A 17,499-nucleotide genomic window follows, 5' to 3' on the forward strand; every position below is an offset into this window, starting at 1 on the left:
TCAGGCCAGGTCGATGCGGTCGAACGTCGTGGTGGTGAACCGCACCGCGACGTCGACCGTGTCACCGATGGCGGGCGCCTGGACGCCGTTCGGCACGAACACCATGCTCACGTGCATGTGCGGCGGCTCGACGAACCATCGCTGCTTCCCGGCGACGGTGAACGGCGACAGGGTCAGGCCCGCGGCCTCCAGCCCACCCTTGGCCAGCGTCTTGCCGCGGGTGAGCACCCCGGACGATCCACGGGGTGCCTCGAGACCGACGCCGTGGCTGGTGCCGCCGGAGATCACGAGCACCACGCCGTCGCGTGGCACGGCGCGCTGGCGATAGCCGACGCGCTCCCCGCGCGACACGGTGTGCCGGTCGAGCACCTCGGCGCGGACCGACAGGGCGCCGAGGTCACCGAGCCACAGGCCGGTGCCGACCCGGGGCCGGATGGTCAGGTGCGGGCGTCGGGCGGCGAGCTGTCCGAGCTCGGTGGACGTGAGGTGCGAGACGAACAGGGTCGAGGTGTCCAGCTGTGAGGCAGCGAGCGCTGCGGCCCAGCTCTCCGCCTCGCGCAGGTGCCCCTCCGCCGGTCCCGCGCCCACGAGCGGGAGGTGGATGGCGAAGCCCACCACCTGCAGATCGCCCAGCGCGGACACGGCGGCGGCCAGCTCGTGGCGGTCCAGCCCGTGGCGGGACATCGACGTCTCGCCCTCGAGCACCACGCGAGCCGTCGGCGCGACCTCGCTCAGCGCGGCGACGTCCTCGACCCGCCCGAGGGTGTGCACGACGCGGTCGTCCAGCACGACGTCGGTGAGGAACGGGCGCCACGGGGTCAGCACCATGACGCGGCCCCCCTCGGGCCCGGGACGGAAGTCGGCCAGCGCGTCGGGCACCTCGGCGTAGGTGCCCACCGCGATGGTGTCGGCACCGAGAGCGGTGGCCTCACGAGCCAGCAGCCCGCGACCGAACCCGTATCCGTTGCCCTTGATGACCGGGACCAGTCCGGGGGATGCGTCGAGCACCCGACGGGTGCCGGCCCGCCAGCGTGCTGCGTCGACGTGCAGGGTGAACGTCATCAGCGCCTCTTCAGGTATTGCGTGAAGCCGAGGTAGAGCGCGCGGTTGAGCGGAAGATCCCACTCGCCGAGGTGCTCGACGGCCTCTCCTCCCGTACCCACCTTGAACTGGATCAACCCGATCTGCGGGTCGTCGGCGTCCAGGGTCTCGGTGATGCCGCGCATGTCGTACACCTCGGCGCCGGCGGCCAGGGCGTCGCGCATCATCTGCCACTGCACGGCGTTGGACCCGCGGACGTCGCGCTTGGCGGTGGTGGACGCGCCGTAGGAGTACCACGCGTGGGCGCCGACCCGCACCGTCGTGGTGGCGGCCACGAGGTCGCCCTCGTGACGAGCGAGGTAGAGCACGAGACGGTCATCCTCCTCGGCGGTGAGGGCGTCCCACATCCGCTCGAAGTACGGCAGGGGCCTCGGCGTGAAGCCGTCGCGCGTGGCGGTCTCGGCGTACACGCGGTGGAAGTCGGCGAGGTCGGCGCGGGTGCCGCGGGTGACCTCGACCCCGCTCTTGGCGGCCTTCTTGATGTTGCGCCGCCACTGCTGGTTCATGCCGGCCAGCAGGTCGTCCTCGGACCTCCCCGCCAGGGGCAGCTGGAAGTTGTACTTGGGCTGGCCGGCGGAGAAGCCCCCGTCGAGGCCGATCTCGCGCCAGCCGCGCTGCGACAGGGCGGCGGCCACGGCCAGGACGTCGTCGTCCTGCTCGTCGGCCGGGGTCTGCGACAGCGTGCCGAGGGCCTCGTCGGCGATGGCCGCCTTGAGGGTGCCGGCGTGCCAGCGTCGACCCACCACGGCCGGGCCCATGCGGATCCCGAAGGCGCCGGCGGCCGTGAGGTGGGCGATCATCGGGTCGAGCCAGCGATCGAGGTCGCCGGCCCGCACACTGCCCGACCAGTCGATGTCGGGACCCTCGGGCAGGTAGGCCAGGGAGCGCTTCAACCCGATGCGATGCAGCTGGGGCAGCTGGCGGTACAGCACCAGACCGGCACCGACGATGCGGTCGCCGTCGAACCAGCCGATCGACTCGCCACGCCACTCGTTCTTGACCGCAGCCCACGCGGGCGTCTGCAGGAAGCTGACCGATCGGCGGCTGCGGACGAACGCGAGGTGCTCCTCGGCGTCGATGCTGCGGACCACCAGTGCTGTCGTCACTCCGTCACGCTACCAACGCGCCGTGGTCTAGCGTGACCGCCGTGAAGAGCTGGCCCGCCACCGTGCTGGGGCGGCGTGCCCTGTCCGCGCACCTGGTGCGGGTCACGGTCGCCGTCGACTCGACCTTCCCGGGCACGGGGGTGCCGGACGAGTCGGTGACGGTGCACCTGCCGCAGCCGCGGGTCTACACCGTGTCGGACCTGCGACGCGTGGACGGTGGTCAGCAGCTCGACCTGGACGTCGTGCTGCACGGCCGGGGGCCGGGCGTGGAGTGGGCCCGGACGTGCACACCCGGTGACACGGTCACCCTCTCCGAGCCGCACGGCAGCTACGCGCCGCCGCCGGTCGTCGGCCAGCAGCTGTTGGTGGCGGACCTGACGGGGGTGCCGGCGCTCGCCCGGATCCTGCGTGGTCTCGACGCCGGGCAGCACGCGCGCGCCGTCGTGGTGGTCACCGATCCCGCGGACCGTCTGGACCTGCCGAGCCCCGCCGAGGTCGACGTGGAGTGGATCACCGTCGCAGCGGGTCCCCCAGTCAGCGACGCCCTGCGGGCCGCCGTGCTCGAGGTGCCCGACCCGGGCAGCTACGTCTGGTTCGCGGGTGAGGCGCGCGCCGGCCGAGCCATCCGCCAGCACCTGCGGCGAGAGCGTGGATGGCCCCAGTCGGCGCTCAGCACGCTCGGCTACTGGCAGCTCGACGCCGAGGTGTGGCGGGAGCGCTACGAGCAGGTCGCCGGGCGGGTCGCGGCCGAGGCGCGCGACGCCCACCAACGCCTGGGCCACGACCACGGCGCCTTCCTCGACGCGCTCGAGGACATCTACGACCGCGAGGGTCTGTAGTCCGTTTCAGGCCACGAACTGGTGCGTGGGTCGGGCGGGCACGATCAGCAGCGTCATGCCGGCCTCCTCCGGAGTGCGGTCGGCCTTGCGGTGGTTGCAGCGTTGGCAGGCCGCCACCGCGTTGTCCCACGTGAGGGTGCCGCCGCGGCTGCGCGGGATGACGTGGTCGACGGTCTCGGCACGACCACCGCAGTAGGCGCAGCTCTTGTCGCGTGCCTTGATCGCGGACTTGGTGCACAGGTTCGATCGCCGGTGCATCCAGCGGGTCACGACGTAGCGGACCAGGCGCAGGACCTTGGGGCGGGGAAAGGGTCCGAACGTGCCGCCGGCCTCCTCCTCGATGACCGCGACCTCACGCACCAGCATCTTGATCGCGTGCTGGAGCGACACGCGCTGCAACGGTTCGTAGCTCGCGTTCAGAACCAGCACGTACCCGTCCATGGCCGACCTCTCTGGGCGTACCTCCGTGCCGTGATCGTAGGCCATTCATCGCCCCGAAACACGGCGGAACCACAACTGTCCTACGGTGGAATCGTGGACACACCGGAGCTGCTCGACGGATATGGGCCCGTCACGGGCTTCGACGAGATGTACGCCGGCAACGGTTCCGAGGTCCGACCGACCTACGAAGCCGTGCGCGCCGCGTTCTCCGAGATGGGCCCCGACGAGGTGCGCCTGCGCGCCGACTCGCTGGCGTCGTCGTACCTGGAGCAGGGCATCACCTTCGGCGTCGAGGGCGAGGAGCGGCCGTTCCCGCTCGACATCGTGCCGCGGCTGATCGAGGCCCAGGACTGGGTCCAGGTCGAGCGCGGCGTCCGTCAGCGGGTACTGGCGCTCGAAGCGTTCCTCGCCGACATCTACGGACCCGGTGAGCTGTTCCACGACGGTGTCGTCCCGCGCTCCACGGTCATGACGTCGCCGCACTACGCCCGCGTGGTCGCGGGCCTCGACCCCGCCAACGGTGTGCGGGTGCACGTCTCGGGCGTCGACCTGATCCGTGACGGCGACGGCGACTTCCGCGTGCTCGAGGACAACGTGCGGGTGCCGTCGGGTGTCTCGTACGTGATGACCAACCGGCGTGCGCTGTCGGCGTCGCTGCCCGAGCTGTTCGCCGACCACCGCATCCGGCCCGTCGCCCAGTACTCCCAGCAGCTGCTCGCTGCACTGCGCGCCGCCGCCCCGGCCGGCGTCAGCGACCCGACCGTCGTGGTGCTGACCCCCGGCGTCTACAACTCGGCCTACTTCGAGCACACCCTGCTGGCACGCACCATGGGCGTCGAGCTGGTGGAGGGCCGCGACCTCGTGTGCCGGTCGGGCCGCGTCATGATGCGCACCACCAACGGCCTGGAGCCGGTGCACGTGATCTACCGCCGCATCGACGACGACTGGCTCGACCCCCAGCAGTTCCGTGCCGAGTCCACCCTCGGGGTGCCCGGCATCATCAACTCGGCCCGCGCAGGCCACGTCACCATCGCCAACGCCATCGGCAACGGTGTGGCCGACGACAAGCTGCTCTACACCTATCTGCCGGACCTGATCGACTACTACCTGGGCGAGGAGCCGATCCTGCGCAACGTCGACACCTGGCGGGTGGGCGAGGCCGACCAGCGCGAGGAGGTCCTCGACCGTCTCGACGAGCTGGTGCTCAAGCCGGTCGACGGCTCCGGCGGCAAGGGCATCGTCATCGGTCCGGCCGCCAGCAAGCCCGAGCTCGACGAGCTGCGGGCCAAGATCCTGCTCGATCCGCGCGCGTGGATCGCCCAGCCGGTCATCTCGCTGTCGACCGTGCCGACCCTGGTCGAGAACGGCATCCGGCCGCGGCACGTGGACCTGCGTCCGTTCGCGGTCAACAAGGGCGGCGGGGACGTCTGGGTGCTCCCCGGCGGCCTCACCCGGGTGGCGCTGCCCGAGGGCGAGCTGATCGTGAACTCCAGCCGCGGTGGCGGCTCCAAGGACACCTGGGTGCTCGCCGGACCGGCCGACCCGGATGCCGCGGAGGAGGAGACCGGGACCATCCCGGCGGTCACCGAGGACGCCTTCGACCTCGACCCGAACCATCTGCAGGTCCAGGAGCAACAGCAGGCCCAGGGCAAGGGAGGCCCCCGATGCTGAGCCGGATCGCCGAGTCGCTGTTCTGGATCGGGCGCTACCTGGAGCGTGCAGACGACACCAACGGCGACAGGGAGTGCCCATGCTGAGCCGGATCGCCGAGTCGCTGTTCTGGATCGGGCGCTACCTGGAGCGTGCAGACGACACAGCACGGATCCTGGACGTGCAGATGCAGGTGCTGGTCGAGGATCCGAGCATCGACGAGCGGGTCTCGTGCGAGCAGCTGCTGTCGGTCATGGGCGTCGAGGAGTACGCGGGCAACCCGAACCGCTGGATGATCCTGGACCTGCTGGCCCACAACCCGGACTCGCCGACCTCGATCGCGGCGACCATCGGTGCCTGTCGTGAGAGCTCGCGTCGAGCTCGCGAGACGCTGTCCACGGACATCTGGGCCGCCATCAACACCACGTGGCGTGGGCTCGGATCGGCCCGGGCCATGCGACCGCCGGACATGTTCGCCTGGGTGCGCAACCGCTCGGCGATGATCTCGGGCATCGCGGAGTCCACCATGACCCGCGACGAGGGCTGGCAGTTCTACCAGCTCGGCCGCAACATCGAGCGTGTCGACATGACCGCTCGCCTGATGTCCACCGCCGCCCTGGCGTCGGGCCCGCAGGTCGCGTGGCCCACCACGCTGCGAGCGTGCGGCGCTTACGAGAGCTTCATCCGTGCCTACCGCGGTGTCGAGGCGGACCGCCAGGCCGCCGAGTTCCTGCTGCTGGACCGCTGGTTCCCCCGCTCGATCGTCTCGGCCCTCGCCGAGGCCGAGAAGGCGCTGGTGCGCCTGGAGCGCAGCGGCCGCCGGGCCGGCTTCGGCGACGAGGCGCAACGGCTGCTCGGCCGTGCCCGCACCGAGCTGGAGTACCGGCCGCTGGCCGACATCGTGTTCGACCTGCCGGTCGAGATGGAGCGTCTGCAGCGCAGCTGTGCCGCCGCCAGCGACGCCGTCACGGCGAGGTACTTCGCCGAGTCCGAGGCCTACTCGTGGACGGGAGGGGTTCGACTGTGACCGCGTCCGAGGCCATGCAGCTGCGGGTCAAGCACACCACCGGCTACCACTACGAGAACGGTGCGGTCGCCTCGTTCAACGAGGCGCGCATGACGCCGGCCACCACGTCGGAGCAGTACGTGCTGCGGTCGCGACTCGAGATCTCACCCTCGCCGTGGACGTACGAGTACCGCGACTACTGGGGCACGACCGTCACGGCCTTCGAGGTGCACGACCCGCACGGCGACCTGACGGTCGTCGCCACCTCCACCGTGGAGACCCAGCCGCCGACGGCCGACGTCGAGCACATCGGGTGGGACGACCTGGAGTCCGTCCAGGACGAGCACTGCGAGTTCCTGGCGATGAGCGACTGGGTCCGTCCCGCCGACGACCTGGCCGCCGAGGTGGACCAGCTGAGGGCGTCGGCCGCGACCCCCGCGGAGTTCACCGCCGCGGTCATGGCGATGATCCACGCGCGCATCCAGTATTTGCCCGGCACCACCGAGGTGACCACCACGGCAGCTGACGCGTGGGCCGCCGGCAGCGGCGTGTGCCAGGACATCGCGCACCTGACCGTCGGGGCGCTGCGTCACGCACGCGTTCCGGCCCGTTACGTCTCGGGCTACCTGCACCCCTCCAGCGACCCGGTCGTCGGCGAGACCGTCGACGGCGAGTCGCACGCGTGGATCGAGTACTGGGACGGTGAGTGGGTGGGCTTCGACCCCACCAACGAGATCGCGCAGGGTCCACGTCACGTGGTGGTGGCCCGGGGTCGCGACTACGCCGACAACCCGCCGCTGCGCGGCATCTACTCGACCGCCGGCGGCTCCGACCTGTTCGTCGAGGTCGAGATCACCCGGTTGCGCTGACCCTGCCAGACTGACGGCATGACCCAGACTGCTCTCGGCGGCCAGCCCGCCACCCTCGTCGGAGACCTGCCCGCGGTGGGCGCACCCGCCCCCGACTTCACCCTCACGGCACCGGACATGTCCGACGTCACCCGCGATGCGTCGAAGCGCACCGTTCTGAACATCTTCCCCAGCGTCGACACCGGCGTGTGCGCCGCCAGCGTGCGCACCTTCAACGAGCTCGCGGCGTCACTGCCCGACACCGACGTCGTCAACGTGGCGATGGACCTGCCCTTCGCGATGGGCCGGTTCTGCGGTGCCGAGGGCATCGAGAACGTGACGGTGGGTTCGGCGTTCCGCTCGACGTTCGGGGACGACTACGGCGTCACGCTCACGGACTCCGGATTCCGCGGACTCTTCGCGCGCTCGGTGGTCGTGGTCGATCGCGACGGCACCGTGCTGCACAGCCAGCTCGTCCCGGAGATCGCCCAGGAACCCGACTACGACGCCGCCATCGCCGTCCTGACGTGAGGCTGCGCGCCGACCTGCAGTCGGACACCCTGACCCGGCCCACCGAGGCGATGCGCCAGGCGATGGCCACCGCCGAGGTCGGTGACGACGTCTACGGCGAGGACCCCACGGTCAACGCGCTCGAGGAGCGGGTCGCCGACCTGCTCGGGCACGAGGCCGGCCTGTTCACGCCGAGCGGCTCGATGGCCAACCAGCTGGGCCTGCGCCTGCACGTCGCACCGGGCGCCGAGCTGATCTGCGACTCGCTCGCCCACGTGGTGCGCGCCGAGCTCGGCGCGGCCGCTGCGTTCTCGGGCATCACGTCCCGCACGTGGACGGCGCCGCGCGGGCTGCTCGATGCCGCCGATCCACTCGCGCTGATGATCACCGGCGCCGGCGTCTACCAGGTCAACACCTCGCTGGTGGTCGTGGAGAACACGCACAACTTCGGCGGTGGCACCGTGCAGCCGATCGAGCAGATCCGCGCCCTGCGCGACGGCACCCGGGCCGCCGGCGTCGCGATGCACCTCGACGGGGCGCGCCTGTGGAACGCCCACGTGGCGTCGGGTGTGGCCCTGGCCGACTACGGTGCGCTGTTCGACACCGTCTCGGTGTGCCTGAGCAAGGGTCTGGGCGCGCCGGTCGGCTCGGTGCTGGTGGGGTCGCGCGACGCCATCGACGAGGCCCGCATCTGGCGCAAGCGCCACGGCGGCGGCATGCGACAGGCGGGCATCCTGGCCGCCGGGGGCCTGCACGCCCTGGAGCACCACGTCGACCGGCTGGCCGACGACCACGCCCGCGCTCGTCGCGCGGCCGAGGCGTTCGCGGAGGCGGCCCCCGGCTGCGTCGACCCTGCGCAGGTCGAGACCAACATCGTCGTGCTCGACGTGTCCGCCACCGGATGGGCGGCGCCCGATCTCGCGGCGGCTGCGCTCGACGACGGCGTGCGGTTCTACGCCGTGGGACCGTCGGTGGTGCGACTGGTGTGGCACCTGGACGTCGACGACGACGCGACCACGCACGCCATCGACGTCGTGACCGGGCTGCTGGCCCGCGGGCAGGTTGCCGGTCAGTAGATTGACCCCATGGCCATCGTGCACGTGAATGCCTCGATCAGCCCCACCAAGCTCGAGATCGCTCGCCAGTGGCTCACCGCCACCGAGTGGTTCGACGGTGACCCCGACGCGTTGAAGCTGGGCACGCGGTACTCGTACCGCTTCGACGATCCGGCCGGCGAGGTCGGCGTGGAGGTGCTGCTGGTCGCCGACGGCGATCGCGTGCTGCAGGTGCCGCTCACCTATCGGGCGCAGGAGCTGGCGGCCGGTGAAGCTGCCTTCCTCACCCACATGGAGCACACCGTGCTCGGGCGGCGCTGGATCTACGACGGGCTGGGCGATCCGGTGCTGGTCGAGGCGCTGCTGCGGGCCGCGATCACGGGTGCGACGCAGGAGGACTACGAGGTCGACGTCGACGGCGAGCGGCAGGTGTTCCCGGCTCTGGTGCAGGTGACCGGCACCGGCACCGCTCCCGCGCCGTCGGTGTCGCGGGTCGACGCGGTGCGGCGTGAGGGCTCCACGTCACTGGTCCCGACCGACGCGGGAGTGCTGGTGCTGCCGCACGTGGCCGGCGATCTCGACCTCGGCGGGCGGCCGGGACTGGTCGGCCGTTGGCCCGACAGCGATGGTGACGTCCCGCTCGCGGCGGTCGCTCCAGCCCACGACTAGGTTGGACGGCGTGACCGACGACCAGAATCCTGAAGCCCGCTACTACGCCGATCCCGTTCCCGAGCTGCACCAGCCGTACTCGGCCGCCGAGGACCGCTACCAGCACCTCGAGTACCGCCGGGTCGGTGACTCCGGTCTGCTGCTGCCCCCGATCTCGTTGGGCCTGTGGTGGAACTTCGGCGACAACCGCCCGTTCGACACCCAGCGCGAGATCCTGCGTCACGCCTTCGACCGCGGCGTCACGCACCTCGACCTGGCCAACAACTACGGTCCTCCGTACGGCTCGGCGGAGGAGAACTTCGGCCGGATGATGCGCGGCGACTTCAAGCCGTACCGCGACGAGCTGATCATCTCGACCAAGGCCGGCTGGGACATGTGGCCGGGCCCGTACGGCAAGCTCGGGTCCCGCAAGTACGTGCTGGCCAGCCTCGACCAGTCGCTGGCGCGCATGAGTGTCGACCACGTCGACATCTTCTACTCGCACCGGGCCGACCCGGGCACGCCCGTGGCCGAGACCATCGGCGCGCTCGACACCGCGGTCAAGCAGGGCAAGGCGCTGTACGTGGGCATCTCGTCCTACTCGCCCGAGCGCACCATCGAGGCCGTGCGCGTCGCGCGCGAGCTGGGCACGCCGCTGGTCATCCACCAGCCGTCGTACTCGATGCTGAACCGGTGGGTCGAGAGCGGCCTGCTCGAGACGCTGGCCGACCTCGGGATGGGCTCCATCGGCTTCTCCCCGCTGGCCCAGGGGCTGCTGACCACGCGGTACCTGCAGGGCGACCCGGTCGAACGGGCCGGCGATCGCGGCAGCTTCGACGACGGACTTCTGACACAGGAGAATGTCAGACGCCTGCGTGGCCTGGCCGACATCGCCGAGCAGCGCGGTCAGTCGCTGGCGCAGATGGCCATCGCCTGGACGCTGCGCCCCGGTGGCGTCACCTCGGCACTGATCGGTGCGTCCTCGGTGGAGCAGCTCGACGAGAACCTCGCCGCCGCGTCGAATGTCGACTTCTCGACCGAGGAGCTCGCCGCCATCGACACCTTCGCGACCGATGCCGACGGCGTCGACCTGTGGAAGGTGTCCGCCGACCTCTGATGGCCACCGACCCGATGCGGCGCCTGCTGGACGATCCGCCGGATCTTCCCGTCGTCGCCGGGCTCGCCGACCTCGCGTCGGCGCTCGCCTCCGGAGGCGTCGTGGTCGTGCAGGCGCCGCCGGGCACCGGCAAGACCACGATGGTGCCGCCGTCCGTGGCCGCTGGGGTCGCGGGGACCGTGCTGGTCACCCAGCCGCGACGCATCGCGGCACGTGCCGCGGCCCGCCGGCTGGCCGGTCTGCTCGGCGAACCCGTCGGCGAGACGGTGGGTCACACGGTGCGCGGCGATCGCCGGGTCGGACCACGCACGCGCATCGAGTTCGTGACCACCGGGGTCCTGCTGCGGCGGCTCCAGCGCGACCCCGAGCTGGCGGGTGTCGACGCGGTGATCCTCGACGAGGTGCATGAACGCCAGCTGGACGCCGACCTCACGCTGGCCTTCCTGATCGACGTGCGGGCGACACTGCGACCGGGCCTTCGGCTGATCGCGATGTCGGCGACGATCGAGTCCGAGCGCACGGCGGCCGCGCTCGGAGGTGCCACGGTCGTCGCGGTCCCGGGCAGCCTCCATCCCGTCGAGCAGCGCTGGTCGCCACCACCGTCGGGCGTGCTGGCCTTCGACGAGCGCGGGGTGCCGCCACGGTTCCTCGACCACGTGGCCGCGACCGTGCGCGCTGCCCTCGCCGACGATCCCGGCGACGTGCTGGTGTTCCTGCCGGGCGTGGGCGAGGTGTCGGGCGTCGTGAACCGGCTCGCCGGACTGACCGACGTCGACGTCATGGCGCTGCACGGCCGCCTGCCAGCCGCCGAGCAGGACCGCGCTCTCGCCCGCGGGTCGCGCCGCCGCGTCGTGGTCTCCACGGCGGTCGCCGAGTCGTCGTTGACCGTGCCGGGTGTGCGCATCGTGGTCGATGCGGGACTGTCCCGCGAGCCGCGCACCGATCATCGCCGCGGCCTGCCGGCGCTGGTGACGGTGCGGGTGAGTCGCGCCGCCGCGGAGCAGCGGGCCGGCCGGGCCGGCCGCGAGGCGCCCGGCGTGGTGCACCGCTGCTGGTCGCGGGCCGACCACTCACACCTGGTCGAACATCCCTTGCCGGAGATCGCGGCGGCCGACCTGACCGGCTTCGGGCTGGAGGTCGCGGCGTGGGGTGCGCCCGATGGTGCTGGTCTGACGTTGCTCGACCAGCCCCCACCGGCCGCGCTGGAGTCGGCGCGCCAGACCCTGACCGACCTGGGCGCGGTGGACGCCGCCGGGACGATCACCGAGCGGGGGCGGCAGATGGTGCAGGTGCCGGCCGACCCGCGACTCGCGCGGGCCCTGCTCGACGGCGCTCCGATGGTCGGGGGTCGTCGGGCGGCCGAGATCGTGGCGCTGCTGGCCGACGAGGTGCGTGCTCCCGGGGGCGATCTCGTCGCCGCACTGCGAGCCGTGCGCCGCGGCGGCCCGGGCACGGGGTCCTGGAAGGACACCGCGGCGCGACTCGAGCAGCTGCTCGACCCCTCGCCCCCGCGCACCGAGCTGACCGACGACCTCGCCGTCGGGGCGGTGGTCGCGCTGGCCCACCCCGGCCGCATCGCCCGCCTGCGCCCCGGGGGTTCCACCTACCTGATGGTCTCCGGCACCGGCGCGAGCTTTCGTCGCGGCGATCCGGCCCTGTCCGGCGTGCCGTGGATCGCGGTGGCCGACGCCGAGCGTCGACCCGGCGCCTCGGACGCCACCATCCGTGCGGCGGCCCCGCTCGACGAGGACCTTGCCCTCGAGGCGGCGTCGAGCCGGTGGGCCGAGTCCGACGAGGTCGGCTGGCTGGACGGCCGACTGGTCGCTCGCAGCGTGACCCGGCTGGGGTCGATCGAGCTGTCGTCCGCGCCGATCACGAACCCCTCCCCCGAAGCCGTGGGTCTGGCGGTCCGCGACGCGCTGGCCGCCGACGGTCTGGCGATGCTGCCGTGGAGCGAGTCGGCCGTCGCGCTGCGCAGCCGGCTCGCGTTCCTGCACCAGGTGGTGGGCGAGCCCTGGGTCGACGTGAGCGACACGGCCCTGCTCGACGCGATCGACACCTGGCTCGGACCCGAGCTGGCGCGCGTGCGCAGCATGCGCGACCTGCGGCGGATCGACGTGCTGTCGGCGCTGCGGAGGCTGCTGCCGTGGCCCGAGGCGTCGCGCCTGGACGAGCTGGCACCGGAGCGGCTCGCCATCCCCACCGGCGCACGCGTGCGCGTCGAGTACGGCGCCACCGGCACCGAGCAGCCGGTGCTGTCCCTGCGCATCCAGGAGGCGTTCGGGTGGACGGCCACCCCTCGCATCGCCGACGGTCGGGTCCCGGTGCTGCTGCACCTGCTGACACCCGCTCGCCGTCCGGCGGCGGTCACCGCCGACCTCGAGTCGTTCTGGGACGGCCCCTACCAGCAGGTGCGCGCCGAGCTGCGCGGCCGCTACCCCAAGCACTCCTGGCCGGAGAACCCGTGAGGGTCAGCCGCGACGCGCGTGCCAGACCGTGGCGGCCATGAAGGTGAAACCGCCGATGGCGGCGAGGCCGATGAAGACGCCGGCGTAGCCGTTGTCCGCGACCAGGCTCCAGAACAGCCCGGCGACCAGCACCAGGATCAGCACCTGGCCGGTCGTGGCGAGGGCGCGGGCGAGGATGAGGGCCCGGCGCTCGTCGGTCGCCTCGCCGTTGAGCAGGGCCACCGCCTCGGATCGCCGGCGGAACAGCAGCAGGCCGGCGCAGTAGGCCAGCATGATCAGCAGCCCGACGACGCCGGAGGAGACGTCGTCGCGGGCGATGCCGATCACCAGGTAGGCGACACCGATGATCACCCCGGTGATCGGCACGGTCCAGGAGTTGGTGCGGTCGTTGTTCGTCGTGGTGTCAGGCATGGAAGATCTCCTCTACGGACGTGTCGAAGTACCTCGCGATCCGGATGGCCAGTGGCAGCGACGGGTCGTAGCGCCCGTTCTCGATCGCGATGACGGTCTGCCGTGAGACGCCGAGGTGTCCGCCCAGATCAGCCTGGGACAGGTTGCGTTCCAGTCGGAGCTGCTTGACGTCGTTCTGCATGTGTCAAGGATGCTTGACATCGGCCCCGGGTGTCAAGTCTCCTTGACATTGCGCATCACGAGAGTCTCCATGGCCCCGCGGGTGTGGGTCTGGACCGTGGTGAGCAGCTGGTCGACCGACGTCGACGCGAGCAGGTCGATCTGGTCCATCGTGCCGACGGGAGCGATGCCGGCGACCTGCCAGCACCGGTCGATCGGGTTCTCGGACAGCTCGACGGTGGCGTCCCAGGTGGTCTCGCCGAACTCGCTCGCCCGGGCGAGCGCCCGCCGGACCTCGCGTTCGGTCGACTCCAGGCGCTCGCGGTGCGACTCGTCCCAGGTCAGCGGATCGACCGGCGTGAGGTGGGCCCGTGGCCACGGGTCGTCCGGCAGCCAGGTGTCGACGACGAACCTGTCGGTCCCGCGGGCGATCAGCGCGGCCAGCCCGTCGCCGGACTCGACCTGCTCGACGCGCGCCATCGTGCCGATGCCGAAGCGGGCGTCACCGCCGCCGACCTCGTGTCCGCGCTCGATCGGGACCACGCCGAAGTCCAACGTCTCGCGGTCGAGCACCGCGTCGAGCATGGCCAGGTAGCGCGGCTCGAACAGGCGCAGCGGAAGCGGCATCGCTGGCATCAGGACAGACCCCAGCGGGAACATGGGAGTCACCTGTCCACCCTAGGCCCGGTGACCGCAGCCGCGCACTGAACTACGTTGGGCGCATGGCAGCGCAGACCCACGTCATGGCGATCGACCAGGGCACGACGTCCACCCGGGCGATGATCTTCGACCACGACGGCACGGTCGTCGCGGTCGACCAGGTCGAGCACGAACAGATCTTCCCCAAGGCCGGCTGGGTCGAGCACGACGCCCTCGAGATCTGGCAGCACACCCGCACCGTGATCGGCGGCGCCCTGGCGAAGGCCAACTTCAACAGCAAGAACATCGCCTCGGTGGGCATCACCAACCAGCGCGAGACGGCTGTGGTGTGGGACCGGAGCGACGGGCAACCCGTCCACAACGCGATCGTCTGGCAGGACACCCGCACCCAGAAGATCGTCGACCGGCTCGGCGCCGGAGAGGATGGGACGAGCGACCCCGACCGCTACAAGGCCACCGTGGGTCTGCCGCTGGCCACCTACTTCGCCGGCCCCAAGATCGCCTGGATCCTGGAGAACGTCGACGGCGTGCGGGAGCGGGCCGAGGCCGGCGAGCTCTTGTGCGGAACCATGGACACCTGGGTGCTGTGGAACCTCACCGGCGGGGCCGAGAACGACGGCGTGCACGTCACCGACGTCACCAACGCCAGTCGCACGATGCTGATGAACCTCACGACGCTGCAGTGGGACGAGAGCATCGCCTCCGACATGGGCATCCCGATGTCGATGCTGCCCGAGATCCGCTCCAGCTCGGAGATCTACGGCGAGTGCAAGCCCGGCATCCTCAACGGCACCCCGGTGGCGGGCATCCTCGGTGACCAGCAGGCCGCTACGTTCGGTCAGGCCTGCACCGAGAAGGGCGAGGCCAAGAACACCTACGGCACCGGCAACTTCATGCTGCTCAACACCGGCACCGAGCCGGTGCAGTCGGACAACGGCCTGCTCACCACGGTCGGCTACAAGATCGGCGAGCAGGACACGGTCTACGCGCTCGAGGGATCCATCGCCGTCACCGGCTCGCTCGTGCAGTGGGTGCGCGACAACCTCGGTCTCATCTCCGACGCAGCCGAGATCGAGACGCTGGCCCAGCAGGTCGACGACAACGGCGGCGCGTACTTCGTGCCGGCGTTCTCCGGCCTGTTCGCGCCCTACTGGCGATCCGACGCACGTGGCGCCCTCGTCGGCCTGACCCGCTTCGTCAACAAGGGCCACATCGCGCGTGCCGTCCTGGAGTCGGTGGCCTTCCAGACCCGCGAGGTCATCGAGGCGATGAACGCCGACTCGGGAGTGCCGCTGACCGAGCTGCGCGTCGACGGCGGCATGGTCGTCAACGAGACCCTCATGCAGTTCCAGGCCGACATCCTCGGTGTCGACGTGGTGCGACCCCAGATCGCCGAGACCACCGCCCTGGGTGCGGCCTACGCCGCCGGCATCGCGGTCGGCTACTGGGACGGCGTGGAGGACATCCGCGCCAACTGGGGCGAGGGCGAGCGCTGGACACCGGCCATGGACGAGGACGAGCGCGAACGCCTCTTCCGGCAGTGGAAGAAGGCGGTCACCAAGACCTTCGACTGGGTCGACGACGACGTCAGCTGACCGGAGCCTCGGACACCCGGCGCCGCAGCTCGTCGGGGTCGAGGGCGCGCACGTCGGACACGGTCGCGGGGCCGACGGACAGCTGTCCGTCGTCGAGCGGCTCGCAGCGGATGCCGGCGTGCCCGCGCAGTGCCGCATGGGCTCCCGGCGCGTACACCTCGTTCATCCACGCGCACGGGTTGGCCGGCGTGATGGAACGGAACCGGATCCGGCCGTGGCCGGCGTCGATCGTGAACTCGGACCGCACCAGGGCGTCGACGTCCAGGCCGCGGGTGACGACGTTGCGGCGGGCCTCCAGCGGGTCGAACGGGCCCGAGCCCAGCTCACCCTCGAGCGCCAGCACCTTCTCGGTGGCGATGAACGTGATCGCCGCGTAGGTGAACCGGGTGCCGAAGTAGCGGTCGCCGACCATTCCCTTGTGCGCGCGGACGCGGACGGTCGTCGGGTGCTCGTCCCCGTCGAACGGCACCGCGCCGTCGGCCGGACGCCCCTCGTAGCGACTCAGCGGCGAGACGACCAGAGCCTCGATCGAGAAGGCGGCATCAGTCATGGGCACCAGCGTAGAGGGCGCGATTGGCCTGCGACGGCACTCGTCGCGTAGGATCGGACGGTTGCCATTCGGGCAACACCTCCTGCTGCGGGGGTTCCCGTAGCCGTTCAGTCCGAAGGAGACGCAATGTCATTGCGCCCGTACGAAGTCATGATCATCCTCGATCCCGATCTCGACGAACGTACCGTTCAGCCCAGCCTCGACACCTACCTCAACGTGGTGCGCCAGGACGGCGGAACGGTCGACGAGATCGACGTCTGGGGCAAGCGCCGCTTCGCCTACGAGATCAACAAGAAGAACGAGGGCATCTACGCCGTCGTCACGCTCCAGGCAGAGCCCGCCACGGTCAAGGAGCTGGATCGTCAGCTCACCCTCAACGAGTCCGTGGTCCGCACCAAGGTCACCCGCCCCGACATCACGTAGTCGGTCAGCACGTCGCTGCGTGGACCGCGCTGTGGACACAGCCTTCAGGTTGTCCCACTCCTGCTGTTCACTGGTGTCAGAACACCCACCCATTCGAAAGGCTGTGCCTCATGGCTGGCGAAACCAACATCACCGTAGTCGGCAACCTCACCGGCGACCCGGAGCTGAAGTTCACTCCGTCGGGCGCCGCCGTGGCCAACTTCACCGTCGCGTCGACGCCTCGTACGTTCGACCGGCAGACCAACGAGTGGAAGGACGGCGACGCGCTGTTCATCCGCTGTGATGCGTGGCGCCAGCTGGCCGAGAACGTCGCCGAGTCGTTGCAGAAGGGTCAGCGCGTCATCGTCACCGGCGCCCTGAAGGTCCGCAACTTCGAGCGTCAGGACGGCTCCAAGGGCACCAGCGTGGAGATGACGGTCGAGGAAGTCGGCCCGTCGCTGCGCTTCGCCACCGCCAAGACCACCCGCGCGTCGGGCGGCGGCGGAGGCGGTGGCACCTCCGGTGGCGGAGGCGGCCAGGCCAACCCGTGGGGATCGTCCCCCGCGGCTGCCCCCCAGGGCGGCAACCAGGGTGGATCTTCTGACGCATGGGGCGGCGGTGGCGCAGCCGCCTCCGACGACCCCCCTTTCTGAGTCAGACCAACTTTCTTAGCGAAATCAGGAGCATCATGGCAAAGCCCGTCATCCGTAAGCCGAAGAAGAAGAGCAATCCTCTCGCGGCCGACACGGTCATCAACTACAAGGACACCGCGCTGCTGCGCAAGTTCATCTCGGACCGCGGCAAGATCCGCGCGCGCCGCGTCACCGGTGTCTCGGTCCAGGAGCAGCGGCTCATCGCGAAGGCGATCAAGAACGCCCGCGAGATGGCGCTGCTGCCCTACACGTCCACCACGCGCTGAGGAAGGCGAACATC

Annotated in this window: 21 protein-coding genes; 14 read left to right on the forward strand and 7 right to left on the reverse strand. The window is 70.9% G+C overall.

Translation table 11 applies throughout. The features are described 5' to 3' along the window. Both AC0L5F_RS10770 and AC0L5F_RS10775 read right to left on the reverse strand, forming a co-directional pair. Positions 1–1,062: an alanine racemase gene (locus AC0L5F_RS10770; protein ID WP_473313358.1), complete on the reverse strand. Its 1,062-nt coding sequence runs from the start codon at positions 1,060–1,062 to the stop codon at positions 1–3. Beyond that, the gene (locus tag AC0L5F_RS10775) at positions 1,062–2,207 is read right to left on the reverse strand and encodes a lipid II:glycine glycyltransferase FemX (RefSeq protein WP_473313359.1); all 1,146 of its coding nucleotides are present in this window, start codon (positions 2,205–2,207) and stop codon (positions 1,062–1,064) included. Before AC0L5F_RS10775 ends, AC0L5F_RS10770 begins: the two co-directional genes overlap by 1 nt. Positions 2,208–2,248: 41 nt before the next feature. Between AC0L5F_RS10775 and AC0L5F_RS10780 the strand changes: the two genes are divergently transcribed. Beyond that, entirely contained in the window at positions 2,249–3,046 is a 798-nt protein-coding gene (locus tag AC0L5F_RS10780; protein WP_473313360.1) for a siderophore-interacting protein, read from the forward strand. A 6-nt stretch (positions 3,047–3,052) separates the two neighbouring features. On the opposite strand, the gene AC0L5F_RS10785 is transcribed toward AC0L5F_RS10780, so the two are convergent. Continuing rightward, positions 3,053–3,487 carry an HNH endonuclease gene (locus AC0L5F_RS10785; protein ID WP_473313361.1) on the reverse strand — a complete coding sequence of 145 codons (435 nt, stop codon included), beginning with the start codon at positions 3,485–3,487 and terminating at the stop codon, positions 3,053–3,055. Between the two features lie 93 nt (positions 3,488–3,580). Here AC0L5F_RS10785 and AC0L5F_RS10790 point away from each other — a divergent pair, with 93 nt between their 5' ends. The 9 genes from AC0L5F_RS10790 to hrpB all read left to right on the forward strand — a co-directional run bounded on the left by AC0L5F_RS10790 (position 3,581) and on the right by hrpB (position 12,789). Beyond that, positions 3,581–5,158, forward strand: a complete 1,578-nt coding sequence (locus AC0L5F_RS10790; protein WP_473313362.1) for a circularly permuted type 2 ATP-grasp protein — start codon at positions 3,581–3,583, stop codon at positions 5,156–5,158. Next, complete coding sequence (locus tag AC0L5F_RS10795; protein ID WP_473313363.1) at positions 5,152–5,244, forward strand: alpha-E domain-containing protein; 93 nt, start codon at positions 5,152–5,154, stop codon at positions 5,242–5,244. Before AC0L5F_RS10790 ends, AC0L5F_RS10795 begins: the two co-directional genes overlap by 7 nt. Further along, positions 5,238–6,164 (forward strand): alpha-E domain-containing protein, encoded by a 927-nt coding sequence (locus AC0L5F_RS10800; protein ID WP_473313364.1) that lies wholly within the window; start codon positions 5,238–5,240, stop codon positions 6,162–6,164. The genes AC0L5F_RS10795 and AC0L5F_RS10800 overlap by 7 nt, the downstream gene beginning before the upstream one ends. Continuing rightward, the gene (locus AC0L5F_RS10805) at positions 6,161–7,012 is read left to right on the forward strand and encodes a transglutaminase family protein (RefSeq protein WP_473313365.1); all 852 of its coding nucleotides are present in this window, start codon (positions 6,161–6,163) and stop codon (positions 7,010–7,012) included. Before AC0L5F_RS10800 ends, AC0L5F_RS10805 begins: the two co-directional genes overlap by 4 nt. Before the next feature lie 18 nt (positions 7,013–7,030). Beyond that, positions 7,031–7,522: a thiol peroxidase gene (gene tpx / locus AC0L5F_RS10810; protein ID WP_473313366.1), complete on the forward strand. Its 492-nt coding sequence runs from the start codon at positions 7,031–7,033 to the stop codon at positions 7,520–7,522. Next, positions 7,519–8,577, forward strand: coding sequence for a threonine aldolase family protein (locus tag AC0L5F_RS10815; protein WP_473313367.1), 1,059 nt, complete (start codon positions 7,519–7,521; stop codon positions 8,575–8,577). The genes tpx and AC0L5F_RS10815 overlap by 4 nt, the downstream gene beginning before the upstream one ends. A 9-nt stretch (positions 8,578–8,586) precedes the next feature. Continuing rightward, a complete protein-coding gene (locus AC0L5F_RS10820) occupies positions 8,587–9,225 on the forward strand; it encodes a maltokinase N-terminal cap-like domain-containing protein (RefSeq protein WP_473313368.1) in 639 nt (212 codons plus the stop codon). 64 nt (positions 9,226–9,289) lie between these two features. Continuing rightward, positions 9,290–10,321: an L-glyceraldehyde 3-phosphate reductase gene (gene mgrA / locus AC0L5F_RS10825; RefSeq protein WP_473316184.1), complete on the forward strand. Its 1,032-nt coding sequence runs from the start codon at positions 9,290–9,292 to the stop codon at positions 10,319–10,321. Then, entirely contained in the window at positions 10,321–12,789 is a 2,469-nt protein-coding gene (hrpB, locus tag AC0L5F_RS10830) for an ATP-dependent helicase HrpB (RefSeq protein ID WP_473313369.1), read from the forward strand. Before mgrA ends, hrpB begins: the two co-directional genes overlap by 1 nt. A gap of 3 nt (positions 12,790–12,792) precedes the next feature. On the opposite strand, the gene AC0L5F_RS10835 is transcribed toward hrpB, so the two are convergent. Genes AC0L5F_RS10835 through AC0L5F_RS10845 form a run of 3 tightly spaced genes read right to left on the reverse strand, consistent with a single transcriptional unit; the run spans position 12,793 to position 14,019 of the window. Next, positions 12,793–13,200 carry a hypothetical protein gene (locus AC0L5F_RS10835; protein ID WP_473313370.1) on the reverse strand — a complete coding sequence of 136 codons (408 nt, stop codon included), beginning with the start codon at positions 13,198–13,200 and terminating at the stop codon, positions 12,793–12,795. Beyond that, complete coding sequence (locus tag AC0L5F_RS10840; RefSeq protein ID WP_473313371.1) at positions 13,193–13,381, reverse strand: helix-turn-helix transcriptional regulator; 189 nt, start codon at positions 13,379–13,381, stop codon at positions 13,193–13,195. Before AC0L5F_RS10840 ends, AC0L5F_RS10835 begins: the two co-directional genes overlap by 8 nt. A gap of 32 nt (positions 13,382–13,413) precedes the next feature. Further along, positions 13,414–14,019 (reverse strand): LON peptidase substrate-binding domain-containing protein, encoded by a 606-nt coding sequence (locus AC0L5F_RS10845; protein ID WP_473316185.1) that lies wholly within the window; start codon positions 14,017–14,019, stop codon positions 13,414–13,416. Between the two features lie 62 nt (positions 14,020–14,081). Here AC0L5F_RS10845 and glpK point away from each other — a divergent pair, with 62 nt between their 5' ends. Beyond that, positions 14,082–15,614 carry a glycerol kinase GlpK gene (glpK, locus tag AC0L5F_RS10850; protein ID WP_473313372.1) on the forward strand — a complete coding sequence of 511 codons (1,533 nt, stop codon included), beginning with the start codon at positions 14,082–14,084 and terminating at the stop codon, positions 15,612–15,614. Here the strand turns inward: glpK and AC0L5F_RS10855 are convergent. Next, positions 15,607–16,164, reverse strand: coding sequence for an MOSC domain-containing protein (locus tag AC0L5F_RS10855; protein WP_473313374.1), 558 nt, complete (start codon positions 16,162–16,164; stop codon positions 15,607–15,609). The genes glpK and AC0L5F_RS10855 overlap by 8 nt on opposite strands. A 132-nt stretch (positions 16,165–16,296) precedes the next feature. Between AC0L5F_RS10855 and rpsF the strand changes: the two genes are divergently transcribed. From rpsF to rpsR, 3 genes are all read left to right on the forward strand, one after another. Further along, a complete protein-coding gene (gene rpsF, locus AC0L5F_RS10860) occupies positions 16,297–16,587 on the forward strand; it encodes a 30S ribosomal protein S6 (protein ID WP_473316186.1) in 291 nt (96 codons plus the stop codon). Between the two features lie 110 nt (positions 16,588–16,697). Further along, positions 16,698–17,219, forward strand: coding sequence for a single-stranded DNA-binding protein (locus tag AC0L5F_RS10865; protein WP_473313375.1), 522 nt, complete (start codon positions 16,698–16,700; stop codon positions 17,217–17,219). Between the two features lie 35 nt (positions 17,220–17,254). Beyond that, on the forward strand, positions 17,255–17,485 hold the full coding sequence (rpsR, locus tag AC0L5F_RS10870; RefSeq protein ID WP_473313376.1) for a 30S ribosomal protein S18: 231 nt from the start codon (positions 17,255–17,257) through the stop codon (positions 17,483–17,485). The last annotated feature ends 14 nt before the right edge of the window (positions 17,486–17,499 follow it).

The sequence above is a fragment of the Aeromicrobium sp. 10G20-16 genome, from assembly GCF_055809665.1.